This is a genomic window from Mesorhizobium loti (assembly GCF_003148495.1).
Classification (GTDB): domain Bacteria; phylum Pseudomonadota; class Alphaproteobacteria; order Rhizobiales; family Rhizobiaceae; genus Mesorhizobium; species Mesorhizobium loti.
The window spans coordinates 326876-341092 of record NZ_QGGH01000003.1 but is presented as its reverse complement, the minus strand read 5'-3'; the positions used below and the strand labels follow the sequence as shown (position 1 = coordinate 341092).

The window sequence follows — 14217 nt, the reverse complement described above, 5'->3', positions numbered from 1 at the left end:
CCCTCCCGTCAATGCTTTTACGACTATGGTAGCAGATGACCGCTGTTTGGCGACAAAGGTTTGACGGCTTGCAAAGAAATATCGGAATTCGGCGACAAGATGCCGCGCAACGAGGAGAAATGACCCATGACCGGCAAAATCACCGCGCTTGACCTTGGCCAGGCGGAGCTCAGCGAGGCGACAAAAGCCTATTTCGCCAAATGCGAGGAGAAGCTCGGCCTGGTTCCCAACGTGCTGCGCGCCTACGCCTTCGACGACAAGAAGCTGCGTGCCTTCACCGACATGTACAACGATTTGATGCTGGGTGATTCCGGCCTGTCGAAGCTGGAACGCGAGATGATCGCGGTCGCCGTCTCCTCGATCAACCATTGCTATTATTGCCTGACCGCGCATGGCGCGGCGGTGCGTCAGCTGTCCGGCGACCCGGCGCTTGGCGAGATGATGGTGATGAATTTCCGCGCCGCCGATCTTTCGCCGAAGCAGGCGGCGATGCTCGAATTTGCCGCCAAGCTGACGGAGGAGCCGGCGAAGGTCGTCGAGGCTGACCGGGCCACGCTGCGTAAGGCTGGCTTCACCGACCGCGATATCTGGGACATAGCCTCGACCGCGGCCTTCTTCAACATGTCGAACCGGGTGGCCGCGGCGATCGACATGCGGCCGAACGACGAATACCACGCCATGGCGCGGTGAAGTTCGGCGGCTGGGGCCAGGCCGCTGTTATATTAGCAATTTCGCATTCTCGTTGCTTGTTTGCCGGTTTGGTCCGATGATCGGCAGGCGGCGTGACCGCATGCCGGTTCGATGCCGCTCATCAAGGGAGGAGAACATGGCACAGTTTCTCTACGTCTATCACGGCTCGGGCAAGATGCCGACGACCGAGGTGGAACGCAAGGCGATGACGGACGCCTGGACAGGCTGGTTCGCAAAGCTTGGTTCGGCCGTGGTCGACCGCGGCAATCCGGTTGGCATGTCGAAGAGCGTCTTGCCCGGTGGCAAGATCGAGAACAATGGCGGCAGCAACCCGACCGGCGGCTACTCGATCATCGAGGCCAGGGACATCGACGACGCTGCCAGCAAGGCCAGGGACTGTCCGATCCTGGCGGAGCCGAACTGCAACGTCGAGATCGCGCCGATCATCAATATGATGGGTTGACGCTTCGGCTCAGGACCGCGCCGCGATGGCCGCCGCCGCGCCGGCCATCGTCGTGGCGCTGATGCGGTTGGCGATCTTCATGGCGCGCTTGCTCTTCAGGAGCTTGCGCGCCTGTGATGCAGCGAGCACCCAGGTGAGATCGATGGCGACCAGCACCACAGCCATGGTCGCCGTCAGCTCGACCCAGCCGACGATGCTGACCGAAGCGAGGTCGATGATGGTCGGCAGCAGCGCCAGGTAGAACATCATGATCTTGGGGTTGCCGAGCGTCACCGCCATGCCGGCGAAGAACAGCTTTGCCGGAGAATCCTCGCGCGGCATCTCGCCTTCTTTCGCATCGACAGGGGCGGTCCACATCTTCCAGGCGAGGTAGGCGAGGTAGGCAACGCCGACCCATTTCACGATGACGAAGGCGAAATGGAAGGTCTGTGCCACGACGGCCAGCCCGAACACCGCCAGCGACAGCCAGATCCCCTCGCCGATCCACATGGCAAGCAGGAACGGGAACACGTCGCGAAAGCCTTTCGAGATGACGCGCGCGACGAGCGCCGCGATCGACGGACCGGGTGAACCGGCGGCAACGAAAAGAGCGGCGGCGAAGATGAGGAGCGAGGTGAGGTGCATGGCCGGGGTCTCTGTTGAAAACCTTCGATATCAGACATTAGCGCAAGTGGCTCGGCTGCGGTAGCACCGACAAAAAGGCGCTTGTCGGTCCGGTATCTCGCGGCTAGAAAGGCCGCCGCGAAACAATTTTGAGCTTCACTTTGCCTACGTAGCCACCGGTCTCGTCAACTCCCCCGACACAAGGCATGACACCGCATTCGTGGTGTCTGTTTTCATGTTCATGTGTTCTTCTGGGCGGCGGTTCGAGACCGGTTTGGCACTGCTGAACCGTTGTCGCGCGCTGCCGCCCGTGACATCTGATTTCCGATCATAGCAAGCGACCGCCACGCCGCGCCCGCATGGGCATCTCGACATCGCCGACCTGATGAACTTCCCGACGGGAAGGGCTTATCGGCATGTCTGGACTTCTACGCATCCACTGGGCGATCGTACCCAAAACCCCACCTCGACCGCTCATCAACTGCAATCGCTGCGGCACTGTAAAAGCCTATTGCAGCAGCGGAAAATTCCGCGTCAACGCCAATGGCAAGCGCATCGACGTGTGGCTGATCTATCGCTGCGTCGACTGCGACAATTCCTGGAATCTCGGCATTTTCGAGCGCTGCAACCGCCGCGACATCGACCCGACGCTGCTGCAAGCACTGGAAAGCAACGATCCGGCGCTCGCCCGGCGTTATGCTTTCAACGTCATCGCGCTGCGAAACCAAGTGGGGCGCGTCGAGGAATTCCCCGATGTCGCCGTTCACAAGCGCCGGCTCGGCGACACCAGGGAAACCGCAACTATGTTGGAACTCCAGCTTGGGCTCGAAATGCCGACATCGCTGCGGCTCGACCGGCTGCTCGCCGGCGAACTCGGCATCTCGCGATCACGGCTTCAGGCGCTGGAAGAGAAGCGAGTGCTGATCCTTGGCCGGGATGGGGCGAAGGCCCTGCGCAAGCCGGCCCGCGAGGCTATGACGATCCGCATCGATCTGACCGGCGAGGCCGATCGGCAGACCATCATCTCGGCTGCCGGTGGATGAACAAAAAGGGGCGGAGCACTGGTTTGCTCCGCCCCTCTCGGTTGTTGGAAAAATAGCGAACTTACGCCGCGCCGACCGCCTTGGCCGACTTCTCGAAGCGCTTGCGCTCGTTCGGATCGAGATAGAGCTTGCGCAGACGGATCGTCTTCGGCGTCACCTCGACCAGTTCGTCGTCCTGGATCCAGGCCAAGGCCTTCTCCAGCGTCATGCGGATCGGCGGCGTCAGCTTGACCGCTTCATCCTTGCCGGCGGCGCGGATGTTGGTCAGCTTCTTGCCCTTGAGCACGTTCACTTCGAGATCGTTGTCTCTGGAATGGATACCGATGATCATGCCCTGATAGACCTTGACGCCGGGATCGATGACCATCGGGCCGCGGTCTTCCAGGTTCCACATGGCGTAAGCCACCGCCTCGCCCTGCTCGTTGGAGATCAGCACGCCGTTGGTGCGGCCCGGCAATTCGCCCTTGTAGGGCTCATACGCATGGAACAGCCGGTTCATCACGGCGGTGCCGCGCGTGTCGGTCAACAGTTCCGACTGGTAGCCGATCAGGCCGCGCGTCGGCGCGTGGAAGACGATGCGCTGGCGGTTGCCGCCGGACGGACGCAGCTCGACCATCTCGGCTTTGCGCTCCGACATCTTCTGCACGACGATGCCGGCATGTTCCTCATCGACGTCGATGACGACTTCCTCGACCGGCTCGAGCAGGTCGCCATTTTCGCCCTTCTGCATGACGACGCGCGGACGCGACACGGCGATTTCAAAGCCTTCGCGGCGCATCGTTTCGATCAGCACGGCCAGCTGCAATTCGCCCCGGCCGGAGACGAAGAACGAATCCTTGTCCGGTGACTCCTCGATCTTCAGCGCGACATTGCCTTCGGCCTCGCGCAGCAGACGGTCGCGGATAACGCGGCTGGTCACCTTGTCGCCTTCGGTGCCGGCCAGCGGCGAATCGTTGACCAGGAACGACATGGTCACGGTCGGCGGATCGATCGGCTGCGCATGCAGCGGCTCGCTCACCGCCGGATCGCAGAACGTGTCGGCGACGGTGCCTTTCGAGAGGCCGGCAATGGCGACGATGTCGCCCGCCTGGGCTTCTTCGATCGGCTGGCGTTCGAGACCGCGGAAAGCGAGGATCTTGGAGATACGGCCGGTTTCGACCAGCGTGCCGTCATGGTGCAGCACCTTGACCGGCTGGTTGGACTTCAGCGTGCCTGACTCGATGCGGCCGGTGATGATGCGGCCTAGGAACGGATTGGCTTCCAGGATGGTGCCGATCATGCGGAACGGGCCGGGATGCACGGTCGGCGCCGGCACATGCTTGATGACCAGGTCGAACAGCGGCGCCAGGCCCTGATCCTTGGGGCCTTCCGGATTTTCCGAAACCCAGCCGTCACGGCCTGAACCGTACAGAATCGGGAAGTCGAGCTGCTCGTCGGTGGCGTCGAGCGCTGCAAACAGGTCGAACACTTCGTTGACCACCTCGACATGGCGGGCGTCCGGGCGGTCGATCTTGTTGATGACGACGATCGGCTTCAGGCCGACCTTGAGTGCCTTGCCGACGACGAATTTGGTCTGCGGCATCGGCCCTTCTGCGGCGTCAACCAGCACGATAGCTGAATCGACCATCGACAGGATGCGCTCGACCTCGCCGCCAAAATCGGCGTGGCCGGGGGTGTCGACGATATTGATGCGGGTATCCTTCCAATCGACCGAGGTCGCCTTGGCAAGGATGGTGATGCCGCGTTCCTTTTCGAGATCGTTGGAATCCATGGCGCGCTCGGCGACGCGCTGATTGTCGCGAAAGGAGCCGGATTGCCGGAGCAATTGGTCGACAAGGGTGGTTTTTCCATGGTCGACGTGCGCGATGATCGCGATATTACGGATTTTCATGTTCTGGTCTCGGAAGCGTTGCAGGCAGCAGGCCAAAAGGCGCTGCCTCTTTCGGTTGCGCGGCTCATACAGGGTTTTTCGCAGTTGCGAAAGAGGAAGCGCGACACCAAATACTCATCAAATCTTAAGCATCTGCGTGTGAGATGATTTTGTTAACCAAGGCGGGAACCTTTCGGGGCCCGGGCAGTTCGAACGTCATGACCGATAAACTCAACCGATTTTGGCCGCTCATCGCGTCTGCGGCCTTCGCCGTCCTGCTGGCGGCCAACGCCGCCCAGTCGGCCGCGTCGCTGCGCGAGGTGCGCCCCGTTGCGCAGTCCGACACGCAGACGGCCGAACAGACCTTTGCCGATGCACCCGATGGCGTCGACCCGATGGTGACCGGCCCGGTCAGCGCCGCCTTCAAGCAGCGGCAGGTCAGCGCCAACTGCGACAGTGCCGTGTGGCCGAACATTCCGATGGTCTGCTATCCGGACTAAGATGCCGCGCGCTTGGCGCGCGCGACACGCTTTTCCAACCGACCGCGCTTACGCCGACCGCACCGGGTCGAGCGTCACCTTGTAGAGCTCGTTGTCGTCGCGATCCATCAGCCGCACGGTCATCTGCTCGCTGGCGCCGTTGATATCGACCAGCCCGAAGAATTGCAGGCCAGCCGATGGCGGCAGGTTCTGGCCTTGCTCGGCGCTCGGCGCCTTGATGAACTTCAGCTCCGGGCCGAACGTCATGTCGAAATCGTTGGGACCGAACGTGCCGGCGTGGATCGGGCCTGAGACGAATTCCCAGAACGGGTTGAACTCCTGGAACTGCGCCTTGTCCGGGTTGTAGTAGTGCGCGGCCGTGTAATGCACGTCGGCGGTCAGCCAGACGGTGTTGCTGATGCCGGCATTCTTGATGAAGCGCAGCAGGTCGGCGATCTCGAGCTCGCGCCCTTTTGGCAGGCCATTGTCGCCATTGCTGACCGCTTCGGCGCCGACCTTCTTGGTACCATCGTCCCAGACGACGAGGCCGAGCGGCATGTCGGCGGCGATGATTTTCCAGGTCGCCTTCGAATTCGCCAGTTCGCGCTTCAGCCATTTCGTCTGCTGTTCGCCCAGCATGCGCGATTGCGGCGTCATCTCATCTTGCATGTCCGGACCGTTGGGCCCGCGATAGGAGCGCATGTCGAGGAAGAACACGTCGAGCAGCGGCCCGTAGGCGATCTTGCGATAGACCCGGCCGGGCTCCGAGGGTTCGTAGCGGATCGTCGTCATTTCATGGAAGGCGCGCGCCGCACGGGCCGCCAGCACGTGGATGGATTTCTCCGTGTAGCGATTGTCGGCGCTGAGGTCCTTCGAATCCGACCAGTTGTTGAGCACCTCGTGGTCGTCCCACTGGTAGAAGGTCGGGCAGATGGCGCTCAGGCCGAGCACGTTCCTGTCCATCATGTTGTATTTCCACTGGTCCCGGTACTCATCCAGCGTCTCGGCGACTTTGCGCTTGCCGTCGATCAGCACGACGTTCTTCCACTTGCCGCCGCCGGGCAGGTCGACCTCGTCCTTCATCGCGCCGTCGGCATAGATGGTGTCGCCCGAATGCAGGAAGAAGTCGGGCGTGTGCTTGCCGATCGTGGCGTAGGTCTTCATGCCGGTCTCGTCGATGCCCCAGCCCTGGCCGGCTGTGTCGCCCGACCAGGCAAAGCGGATGTCGCGCTTCGAAGCCGGCGCCGTCCTGAAGCGGCCGGTGATCGGCTCGGAAACGGCGTTGATGTCGGCAAGATCGGCAGCTGTCATGCGGTAGAAGATATCCTGATCGGAAGCGAGGTCGGTGAGCAGCCGCTTGACCGTGTAGTCGCTGGCCGGCGAGGTATCGAGCGGTGCCAGGCGTGTCGCATTGGCGAAATTCTCAGTCGACGACACCTCGAACATGACGCGCGACGGGCGGTCGGTGCGCGTCCACACCATGCCGCTGGTTGCGTCGACATCGCCTGACTGGACGCCATGGGTGAAGGCCGGCCGCTGACTGGCGCGCGAATAATAAGGCAGCGCCAGGCTCGAGACGCCAACCAGGCCGGCGGCGCTGGCGGAGGTGACGAAGGCGCGGCGGGTCATCGAGAGCTTGTTCACGGCTGTCTCCTGGATGGCTTGAACGGTGCCACCAAGGTCCAGCGTCAATGTTTCAGGCGCATCTCGGGATGATGAAGTTTTTCTGACAACGCACCGGCAAGGCCGGCCCCGGCTAGGCGGCCTGGGGCTCGGGATCGAAGGCGGGACGGCTGGTATTGATCAGCAGCGAGATACACGCCGCGGCAATCGCCGTCATGCCGGCAATCAGGAAGGCCAGTTCGTAATTGCCCTGCAACTCGCGCATGGTGCCACCAAAGGCGGCGGCGGTGGCCGCACCGATCTGGTGGCCGGCGACGATCCAGCCGAACACGATCGGCCCGCTGCGATCGCCGAACGCCTCATTGGCAAGCCTCAGCGTCGGCGGCACGGTGGCGATCCAGTCGAGGCCGTAGAGCACGGCGAAGATGATCAGGCTGGTCGCCGAGAAGCCGGAATAGGGCAGATAGATCAGCGACAGGCCACGGATGCCGTAATAGACGCCGAGCAGCTTGCGCGGGTCGTAGCGGTCGGTAAGCCAGCCCGACAATGTCGTGCCGATCAGGTCGAAGATGCCCATCATCGACAGCAGGCCGGCAGCCTGAACCTCGCCAATGCCCATGTCGCCGCAAAATGCGATCAGATGGGTGCCGACCAGGCCGTTGGTGGTGAAGCCGCAGACGAAGAAGGTGGCGAACAGATACCAGAACACCCTTGTGCCGGCGGCGCGGCGCAGCGTGTTGAGCGTGTGCGCGAGGAAATTGCCTTGCGACGCTGGCGATGTCGGCGGCACGTCGTCGGCCTCGGCGCCGTAGCGCACCATGCCGATCGAAGCCGGCCGCTCCGGCACCAGCAGCCAGACCAGCGGTATCAGGGCAGCGGTGGCGATTGCGACCGCAATGACGACCGGCTGCCAGCCGCCCGACTGCGCCAACGCGGCGATCAGCGGCAGGAACACCAGCATGCCGGAGGCGCTGGAGGCCGACATCAATCCCATGACGAGACCGCGATTGGTCTTGAACCAGCGATTGACGATGGTGGCGCCAAGCACGCTGGCGACAGCGCCGGAACCAATGCCCGAGAACACGCCCCAGGTGACGAACAGGTGCCAGGGCTTGGTCATCAGCAGGCTGAGCGCGGTAGAGCCCGACATTACCACCAACGAGGCCAGCAGCGTGCGGCGCAGTCCGATGCGCTCCATCAAGGCTGCGGCAAATGGCCCCGTCAGACCGTAGAGCAGGATGCCGACACCGGCGGCCAGCGAGATGACGTCGCGCCGCCAGCCGAAACTGTTCTCCAGCGGCAGCATCATGACGGCGGGCGCCGAGCGCAAGCCGGCCGCGACCAGCAGGCAGAGGAAGATCACGCCAACCACGACGAAGGCGTAGCGCTGGCCAAATGGGCGGGATTGAGCTATCATGTTACTGACCGGTACGTTGCAGGGTGGAGTATGTATACGTACCGATCGGTAACATTGTCAATCGAGTCACGCGATGCCAACGGACAAAAATATTGAACTGACCATCAGCGACGGTCATGAGTCGGCGCCGCCGAAAGCCGCCAAGAAGATCCTCGATGTGGCGTATGACTTGTTCTACCGGCGCGGCATCAGGGCGATCGGCGTCGACGAGATCGTCAAACGCGCCGGCGTCACCAAGCCCAGCCTCTATCGCAGCTTTCCGTCCAAGGATGAGCTGGCCGCTTCCTATCTCAGGCAATACGACCTCGAATACTGGGAGCGTTTCGACGAGGCGGTCGCCGCTCATCCCGGCGACCCGCGCGCCCAGATCAAGGCGTTCCTGACCCGCATCGGCAAGCGCACGCAAGTGGCGGACTATCGCGGCTGCGGCATGACCAATGCGGCCGTCGAATATCCCGACCACAGCCATCCGGCCCGCGTGGTCAGCGAGGCCAACAAGCAGGAACTGCGCCGCCGGCTGCGCGCCATGGCGGTTGCGATGGGCGCGCAAGACCCTGACACGCTGGGCGACGGCCTGCTGCTGCTGATCGAGGGCGCCTATATCAGCGGCCAGTTGTTCGGGCTCGGCGGCCCGGCGCAGGCGGTCGCACGCAACGCCGATCTGCTGATTGAAGCCAGCTTGAAGAAATAGCATTTGGCGCTACGCTGCGATGGCCTCCAACGGAGATGCCCGCGATGCGCAGCCTGCTGATTCCGCTCACCCTCGCCGTTCTCTGCCAGGCAGCCCATGCCGGCGACATATCAAGCGCCTATACCGATCTCGACTCGAAGAAGGACTGCGTGACCTACGCGCAGGCCGGAGAAAGCGACGGCGACTGGGCCGATCTCGCCTGCTCCGGCTATCGCGGCTATCCCGTGCTGATCGCCTATGACGACGACCGTGAGTCGCTGTTCTACGGGTTTCCGCCCGGCGACGACATGATGTCAGCGTGGGAGAGTTTTTCCGCCTTCAACTCATCCGGTGGCAAGATCGAATGGCGCATCGAAACGACCGGCGACAAGGCCGTGCCCTTCGCGGTCATCCACCGCCGCACGGTCAGCAATCCCGAGGATGAGAAAAAATCGACGGATGTGCTGCTCGTTGCCAAGGTCGCACAGATGGATGCCCGCGATGGCTGCACCGTTGGCCTGGTGCTGGCCACCGGCAACCCAAAGGCCAACGATCAGGCACGCAAGCTCGCCGACGAGAAGGCGCGCACCTTCGCCTGCGGCAAGGACCGGCACACCGTCATCGGCAATGTGCCGCCCTTTGGGCGGGTCGATAACTGAGCGCTACTTAGCCGCCTTTGCCCGCTCGATCGCGTCGACGATCATCTTCTTGGCATATTTGGAATCGTGCCAGCCTTCGATCTTGACCCATTTGCCGGGCTCGAGATCCTTGTAGTGCTCGAAGAAGTGCTGCACCTGCTGGCGGGTGATGTCGGGCAGTTGGGTGTATTCGGTGACGTTTTCGTAGCGCAGCGTCAGCTTCGGTGACGGCACGGCGATCACCTTCTCGTCCTGGCCGGCATTGTCTTCCATCACAAGCACGCCGATCGGCCTGACATTGATGACGCAGCCGGGCACCAGCGCGCGCGTATTGCAGACCAGCACGTCGATCGGATCGCCGTCACCCGACAGCGTGTGCGGCACGAAGCCGTAATTGCCGGGGTAGCGCATCGAGGTGTGCAGGAAGCGGTCGACGAACAGCGTGCCGGCTTCCTTGTCCATCTCGTACTTGATCGGCTCGCCGCCGATCGGCACCTCGATGATGACGTTGATGTCCTCAGGCGGATTCTTTCCGATGGCTATGGCTTCGATGCGCATGGCTTTGTCCCTCTTTTGATGAGAGATCGATAGCGGGCGCTGCCGCGCGGCGCAATGCGGCGAATGGTGCTGGTGCGATCGGAAGACGCGGGGGGCCGAAAGGCCGGTCTGTCATTCCCAGACGAAAGCGACCTTCTTCAGCGCCTTCTGCTCGAAGACCTCGACGCCCTCGGCGACATCGCGGCCGCCGGCGCCGGCATAGAAGGCAAGCGCGTTCTGGTTGTCTTCCAGCGCCCACACCACCATGCCTTTTAGCCCGTGATCGGCCAGACGCGCCCTGGCTGCCGCGAACAGGCGGCTGCCAAGCCCGATGCCCTGATATTCCGGGCGCAGGTACAATTCGTAGATTTCGCCCTGCTGGCGCAGTTCACGGGCGCGGTTCTTGCCGATCGTCGCATAGCCGGCGATCTTGCCGCCTATCTCGACCACCAGAACCGTGGCGGCGCGGCGAATCGCGTTCGCCCACCAGTCGGCGCCACGACGGTTGATCATCGATGTCAGGGTACGGTGCGGAATGATGCCGGAATAGGCGCCGCGCCATGCCTCCAGATGCACCTCGGCGATGGCACTGGCATCGCGCGGGTCGGCTTTCCGGATGTCGATCGTCAGCGTATTCATGATTTGTTAACCATAAACCCGCATCGCCCGATTGCAAGAGTCCGGACGCCCCGCCGACCGCTTTCTCACAGGCGATCATCGCCTCGGTGAGAGGCCTTCGACGCCTCTGTGGAAAGGCCTCAAATCTCTACGAGATGATCGTCCAGCTCGTTGCTGTCGCCCGCCGTGACCGGGAAATGCTCGGCCAGCACCGCGCCCACCTGCTCGATCGCCTTGACGAAGCCGTCTGCAAGCCGGTCGTCGCCGGCATGCGCGGTCAGATCGCGCACGACGCCATCCCAGACATGCTGGCCGACCTTGGCGTCGATGCCCGAGTCGGCGACCACTTCGGCATAGCGCTCAGTGATCGAGACGAAGACCAGCACACCGGTGCGCGCCATGGTGCGGTGGACATTGCGGGCAAGGAACTGCTTGATCGCATTGGCGTGCGCCGCCTGATAGCGCAGCCGCCTCGGCACCAGATGGATGCGCAGGCCAGGCAGCACCCACAACAAGGCCAGCACGCAGGCCAGCGCCAGCAGCTGGGCGAGGATGAAATGCGGCAGCCGGATCGACAGCCACCATGCCTCCAGCCCATAGCCGACCGCCAGACTGACGATCAGCATGCCTACGGTCGCCATGAAGGCGGCCGGGAAGAAATAGCCGTCGCTGGCATGCGCCACGACGCAATAGATCTCGCCGTCGGTTTTCGATTCGGCAGCGCGGATCGCCGTGGCGATGCGCTCATGATCCTGCGGACTGATTGGTCGTGTTGCCATGATCTTGTCTCACCAGCCTCCTGAAGAACCGCCACCACCCGACGAGCCGCCGCCGCCGGAAAACCCGCCACCGCTGCTTGACCCCGAAGACCAACTGCCGCCGGAACTCCCCGACGACCAGCCGCTGCCCGATGACGAACCCGTTACCCAGGCGCCGCCCGGCCCGTGGCCGTAACGAAACGTCATGCCCAGCCATTTGTACACGCCCGGCGCCAGCTTTGTGCCGAACATCGGCGGCAGGAACGCAATCGCCAGGCCGCCGAACAACATCGTCCCCCACACGATCAGGAACACCGCGACGACGGGGGCGATGGAGGTACTGTCATCGTCGGGATTGCGCTTGCCCCGCGCTTCCAGTTCTTCCGGATTGCCTTCCAGCACCATGACCATGTCGTCGACGGCCTTGCTGATGCCGCCGGAGAAATCGCCGGCGCGGAAGGCCGGCACCATGTCGTTTTCGATGATCAGCTTGGTGTGCAGGTCGGTCAGCGTGCCTTCCAGACCGTAGCCGACCTCAATGCGCATCTTGCGGTCGTTCTTGGCCACCAGCAGCAGAACGCCGTTGTTTTCGCCGACCTGGCCGAGTTTCCAGAAGCGGAACAGCCGGTTGGCGTAAGGTTCGATCTCCTCGCCGTCGAGGCTGGGGATCGTCGCGACGACGATCTGGTCGGAACCCTTTGTCTCGAAATCGGCAAGCTTCTGCGTCAGCGCCGCCTTGGTCGCGTCGTCGATGATGCCGGCATTGTCGACGACACGGCCGGTCAGCGCCGGCAGGTCGGCGGCCCAGGCCATGAAACAGGAGAACAGCACGGCCACAGCCGTCAGAACAACCGAAGCGAAGCGGCCGGGCCTCGACAGGCTGGTGCTGCGTGTCGTCATGCCGTCACCAGCTTCCCGACGAGCCGCCGCCGCCGGACGAACCGCCGCCGCCGGAAAAGCCGCCGCCACCACCACCCGAAGACCAGCCGCCGCCGGAGCTTCCCGACGACCAGCCGCCGCTGGAGGATCGCCGGCTTGGCTCGAAGGTCATGCCGAGCCAGCGATATCGGCCAGGACCAAGCTTCTGGCCGAAGATCGGCGGCAGGACGGAAACCGCGATGCTGCCGAAGAAGATGATTGCCCAGATGCTGATGAAGACGGCGAAGAACAGGTCGTCGGAATTGAAAGGGGCCTGCTGGTTGCGCTCGCCGCGCGCCTCCAGCTCCTCCGGATTGCCTTCCAGCACCATGATCATGTCGTCGACGGCCTTTTCTATGCCGCCGGAGAAATCGCCGGCGCGGAATGCCGGCACCATGTCGTTTTCGATGATCAGCTTGGTGTGCAGGTCGGTCAGCGTGCCTTCCAGCCCATAACCGACCTCGATGCGCATCTTGCGGTCGTTCGGCGCGACCAGCAGCAGGACGCCATTGTTTTCCTTCGCCTGGCCGAGCTTCCAGAAGCGGAACAGCCGGTTCGCGTAGGGCTCGATCTCTTCGCCGGCGAGGCTGGGGATCGTCGCGACGACGATCTGGTCGGAACCTTTTGTCTCGAAATCGGCGAGCTTCTGCGTCAGCGCCGCCTTGGTCGCGGCATCGATGATGCCGGCATTGTCGACGACACGGCCGGTCAGCGCCGGCAGATCGGCGGCGAGGGCCGAGAACGGCAGCACAAGGATGAGGAGCACGACGGCGACAAGACGAATGACGCGTCGCCCCTCATCGGCCTGAAAGATCACGACGTTTGGCTCCGACGATCACCCGCCCTGCTTGGTGCCGAAATCGACCTTCGGCGGCTGCATCTTGTCTTCATCGACGGTGAAATTGGCGAAGGGCTCGTTGCTGCGGAACCAGAATGTCGCCCACAGCACCGACGGGAACGTCTTCAGCGTCAGATTGTAGTCCCGCACCGCCTGGATATAGTCGCGCCGTGCCACCGCGATGCGGTTCTCGGTGCCTTCGAGCTGCGCCTGCAGTGCCAGGAAATTCTGATTGGCCTTGAGGTCTGGATAGGCCTCCGACACCGCGATCAGCCGCGACAGCGCGCTGGTCAACCCTGCCTGGGCATCCTGGAACTTCTTGAGGGCTTCGGGATCCTTCAGCGTTTCCGGCGTCACTGTGATCTGCGTTGCCTTGGCGCGGGCTTCGACCACCGCGTCGAGCGTGTCCTTTTCGTGCGAGGCATAGCCCTTGACCGTCTCGACCAGGTTGGGGATGAGGTCGGCGCGGCGCTGATACTGGTTCAGCACCTCGCTCCATGCCGCCTTGGCGTTTTCCTCCGCCGTCGGAATGGTGTTGTAGCCGCAGCCGGCCAGCAGCGGCAGCACGATCGCCATCATCAGGAAGGCGGGCAGCGTGCGGAACATGGACGGTGAGGCAAGGCGCTGGGCAAACATGATGGGGTCCCTCGGTAGAAGTTGCATGCGAAGCATTACCACAATCGGCGCGCAAGAAAACCGCCCGACCGGCAGCCGTTTGGCTGGCACGCTGGATGCCATTGCAAGGCCCTGTGATTGGCTGTGCGAACGCGATAAGGTTCGATCGAAACGGGACATCATCATGGCGGAACGCCAGGACAGCGACAAGGAATCGCGCCGTATCCTCGAGCGCGTTGCGCGCGAGACGGATCCGGCCGGCAACTCGTTTGTGGCGCGGGCCACGAAAGGCCTGCACGATCACGTCACCGCGGCCGATGCCGATCGTGCCGATCCGATCGAAGTCTGGGGCACCCGCATTGGCCGGACACTCGGCCTGCTGCTGGCGCTGGGCCTGATGGTCTGGCTCGTGCTTTACGTCATCCGGGGCAGTTAGG

The 14217-nt window shown here is 63.1% G+C and carries 17 protein-coding genes; 7 read left to right on the top strand and 10 right to left on the bottom strand.

Features of this window, described 5'->3' with window-relative positions; translation table 11 throughout:
* The first annotated feature begins 126 nt into the window (after window positions 1-126).
* Together C8D77_RS15150 and C8D77_RS15145 are read left to right on the top strand one after the other, a co-directional pair.
* Window positions 127-690 carry a peroxidase-related enzyme gene (locus C8D77_RS15150; protein ID WP_109664308.1) on the top strand — a complete coding sequence of 188 codons (564 nt, stop codon included), beginning with the start codon at window positions 127-129 and terminating at the stop codon, window positions 688-690.
* Window positions 691-826: 136 nt separating this feature from the next.
* Complete coding sequence (locus C8D77_RS15145; protein ID WP_109665394.1) at window positions 827-1153, top strand: YciI family protein; 327 nt, start codon at window positions 827-829, stop codon at window positions 1151-1153.
* A 9-nt stretch (window positions 1154-1162) separates the two neighbouring features.
* On the opposite strand, the gene C8D77_RS15140 is transcribed toward C8D77_RS15145, so the two are convergent.
* A complete protein-coding gene (locus C8D77_RS15140) occupies window positions 1163-1777 on the bottom strand; it encodes a LysE family translocator (RefSeq protein WP_109664303.1) in 615 nt (204 codons plus the stop codon).
* A 395-nt stretch (window positions 1778-2172) separates the two neighbouring features.
* On the opposite strand from C8D77_RS15140, the gene C8D77_RS15135 reads away from it, so the two are divergent.
* Window positions 2173-2799 carry a DUF1062 domain-containing protein gene (locus C8D77_RS15135; RefSeq protein WP_109664300.1) on the top strand — a complete coding sequence of 209 codons (627 nt, stop codon included), beginning with the start codon at window positions 2173-2175 and terminating at the stop codon, window positions 2797-2799.
* 61 nt (window positions 2800-2860) lie between these two features.
* Here the strand turns inward: C8D77_RS15135 and typA are convergent, their stop codons facing one another.
* Window positions 2861-4690 (bottom strand): translational GTPase TypA, encoded by a 1830-nt coding sequence (typA, locus tag C8D77_RS15130; protein ID WP_109664297.1) that lies wholly within the window; start codon window positions 4688-4690, stop codon window positions 2861-2863.
* A gap of 197 nt (window positions 4691-4887) precedes the next feature.
* Between typA and C8D77_RS15125 the strand changes: the two genes are divergently transcribed.
* Entirely contained in the window at window positions 4888-5169 is a 282-nt protein-coding gene (locus C8D77_RS15125) for a hypothetical protein (RefSeq protein ID WP_245468744.1), read from the top strand.
* Between the two features lie 48 nt (window positions 5170-5217).
* On the opposite strand, the gene C8D77_RS15120 is transcribed toward C8D77_RS15125, so the two are convergent.
* Both C8D77_RS15120 and C8D77_RS15115 read right to left on the bottom strand, forming a co-directional pair.
* Complete coding sequence (locus tag C8D77_RS15120) at window positions 5218-6777, bottom strand: alkaline phosphatase D family protein (protein ID WP_425453736.1); 1560 nt, start codon at window positions 6775-6777, stop codon at window positions 5218-5220.
* Between the two features lie 127 nt (window positions 6778-6904).
* Window positions 6905-8188: an MFS transporter gene (locus tag C8D77_RS15115; RefSeq protein WP_109664290.1), complete on the bottom strand. Its 1284-nt coding sequence runs from the start codon at window positions 8186-8188 to the stop codon at window positions 6905-6907.
* 73 nt (window positions 8189-8261) lie between these two features.
* Between C8D77_RS15115 and C8D77_RS15110 the strand changes: the two genes are divergently transcribed.
* Window positions 8262-8879, top strand: a complete 618-nt coding sequence (locus C8D77_RS15110; RefSeq protein WP_109664286.1) for a TetR/AcrR family transcriptional regulator — start codon at window positions 8262-8264, stop codon at window positions 8877-8879.
* Window positions 8880-8923: 44 nt separating this feature from the next.
* Window positions 8924-9517, top strand: coding sequence for a hypothetical protein (locus tag C8D77_RS15105; protein WP_109665390.1), 594 nt, complete (start codon window positions 8924-8926; stop codon window positions 9515-9517).
* A 3-nt stretch (window positions 9518-9520) separates the two neighbouring features.
* Here the strand turns inward: C8D77_RS15105 and ppa are convergent, their stop codons facing one another.
* The 6 genes from ppa to C8D77_RS15075 form a co-directional block, all read right to left on the bottom strand.
* Window positions 9521-10054, bottom strand: coding sequence for an inorganic diphosphatase (gene ppa / locus C8D77_RS15100; protein ID WP_109664283.1), 534 nt, complete (start codon window positions 10052-10054; stop codon window positions 9521-9523).
* Window positions 10055-10165: 111 nt separating this feature from the next.
* Window positions 10166-10672, bottom strand: a complete 507-nt coding sequence (locus C8D77_RS15095; protein ID WP_109664278.1) for a GNAT family N-acetyltransferase — start codon at window positions 10670-10672, stop codon at window positions 10166-10168.
* Window positions 10673-10791: 119 nt separating this feature from the next.
* Entirely contained in the window at window positions 10792-11430 is a 639-nt protein-coding gene (locus tag C8D77_RS15090; RefSeq protein ID WP_109664274.1) for a TPM domain-containing protein, read from the bottom strand.
* 9 nt (window positions 11431-11439) lie between these two features.
* Complete coding sequence (locus C8D77_RS15085; protein ID WP_109665387.1) at window positions 11440-12309, bottom strand: TPM domain-containing protein; 870 nt, start codon at window positions 12307-12309, stop codon at window positions 11440-11442.
* A gap of 4 nt (window positions 12310-12313) precedes the next feature.
* Window positions 12314-13111 carry a TPM domain-containing protein gene (locus tag C8D77_RS15080; protein WP_425453735.1) on the bottom strand — a complete coding sequence of 266 codons (798 nt, stop codon included), beginning with the start codon at window positions 13109-13111 and terminating at the stop codon, window positions 12314-12316.
* A 51-nt stretch (window positions 13112-13162) separates the two neighbouring features.
* Window positions 13163-13801 (bottom strand): LemA family protein, encoded by a 639-nt coding sequence (locus tag C8D77_RS15075; RefSeq protein ID WP_109664265.1) that lies wholly within the window; start codon window positions 13799-13801, stop codon window positions 13163-13165.
* A 163-nt stretch (window positions 13802-13964) separates the two neighbouring features.
* Here C8D77_RS15075 and C8D77_RS15070 point away from each other — a divergent pair, with 163 nt between their 5' ends.
* On the top strand, window positions 13965-14216 hold the full coding sequence (locus C8D77_RS15070; protein WP_109665384.1) for a hypothetical protein: 252 nt from the start codon (window positions 13965-13967) through the stop codon (window positions 14214-14216).
* Window position 14217: the final 1 nt, after the last annotated feature.

Coding starts and splice junctions, on each gene's coding strand:
- ppa (WP_109664283.1), bottom strand. CDS start 10,054: ATGCGCATCGAAGCCATAGCCATCGGAAAGAATCCGCCTGAGGACATC.
- C8D77_RS15125 (WP_245468744.1), top strand. CDS start 4,888: ATGACCGATAAACTCAACCGATTTTGGCCGCTCATCGCGTCTGCGGCC.
- C8D77_RS15145 (WP_109665394.1), top strand. CDS start 827: ATGGCACAGTTTCTCTACGTCTATCACGGCTCGGGCAAGATGCCGACG.
- C8D77_RS15110 (WP_109664286.1), top strand. CDS start 8,262: ATGCCAACGGACAAAAATATTGAACTGACCATCAGCGACGGTCATGAG.
- C8D77_RS15075 (WP_109664265.1), bottom strand. CDS start 13,801: ATGTTTGCCCAGCGCCTTGCCTCACCGTCCATGTTCCGCACGCTGCCC.
- C8D77_RS15135 (WP_109664300.1), top strand. CDS start 2,173: ATGTCTGGACTTCTACGCATCCACTGGGCGATCGTACCCAAAACCCCA.
- C8D77_RS15105 (WP_109665390.1), top strand. CDS start 8,924: ATGCGCAGCCTGCTGATTCCGCTCACCCTCGCCGTTCTCTGCCAGGCA.
- C8D77_RS15085 (WP_109665387.1), bottom strand. CDS start 12,309: ATGACGACACGCAGCACCAGCCTGTCGAGGCCCGGCCGCTTCGCTTCG.
- C8D77_RS15095 (WP_109664278.1), bottom strand. CDS start 10,672: ATGAATACGCTGACGATCGACATCCGGAAAGCCGACCCGCGCGATGCC.
- C8D77_RS15140 (WP_109664303.1), bottom strand. CDS start 1,777: ATGCACCTCACCTCGCTCCTCATCTTCGCCGCCGCTCTTTTCGTTGCC.
- typA (WP_109664297.1), bottom strand. CDS start 4,690: ATGAAAATCCGTAATATCGCGATCATCGCGCACGTCGACCATGGAAAA.
- C8D77_RS15090 (WP_109664274.1), bottom strand. CDS start 11,430: ATGGCAACACGACCAATCAGTCCGCAGGATCATGAGCGCATCGCCACG.
- C8D77_RS15120 (WP_425453736.1), bottom strand. CDS start 6,777: ATGACCCGCCGCGCCTTCGTCACCTCCGCCAGCGCCGCCGGCCTGGTT.
- C8D77_RS15150 (WP_109664308.1), top strand. CDS start 127: ATGACCGGCAAAATCACCGCGCTTGACCTTGGCCAGGCGGAGCTCAGC.
- C8D77_RS15070 (WP_109665384.1), top strand. CDS start 13,965: ATGGCGGAACGCCAGGACAGCGACAAGGAATCGCGCCGTATCCTCGAG.
- C8D77_RS15115 (WP_109664290.1), bottom strand. CDS start 8,188: ATGATAGCTCAATCCCGCCCATTTGGCCAGCGCTACGCCTTCGTCGTG.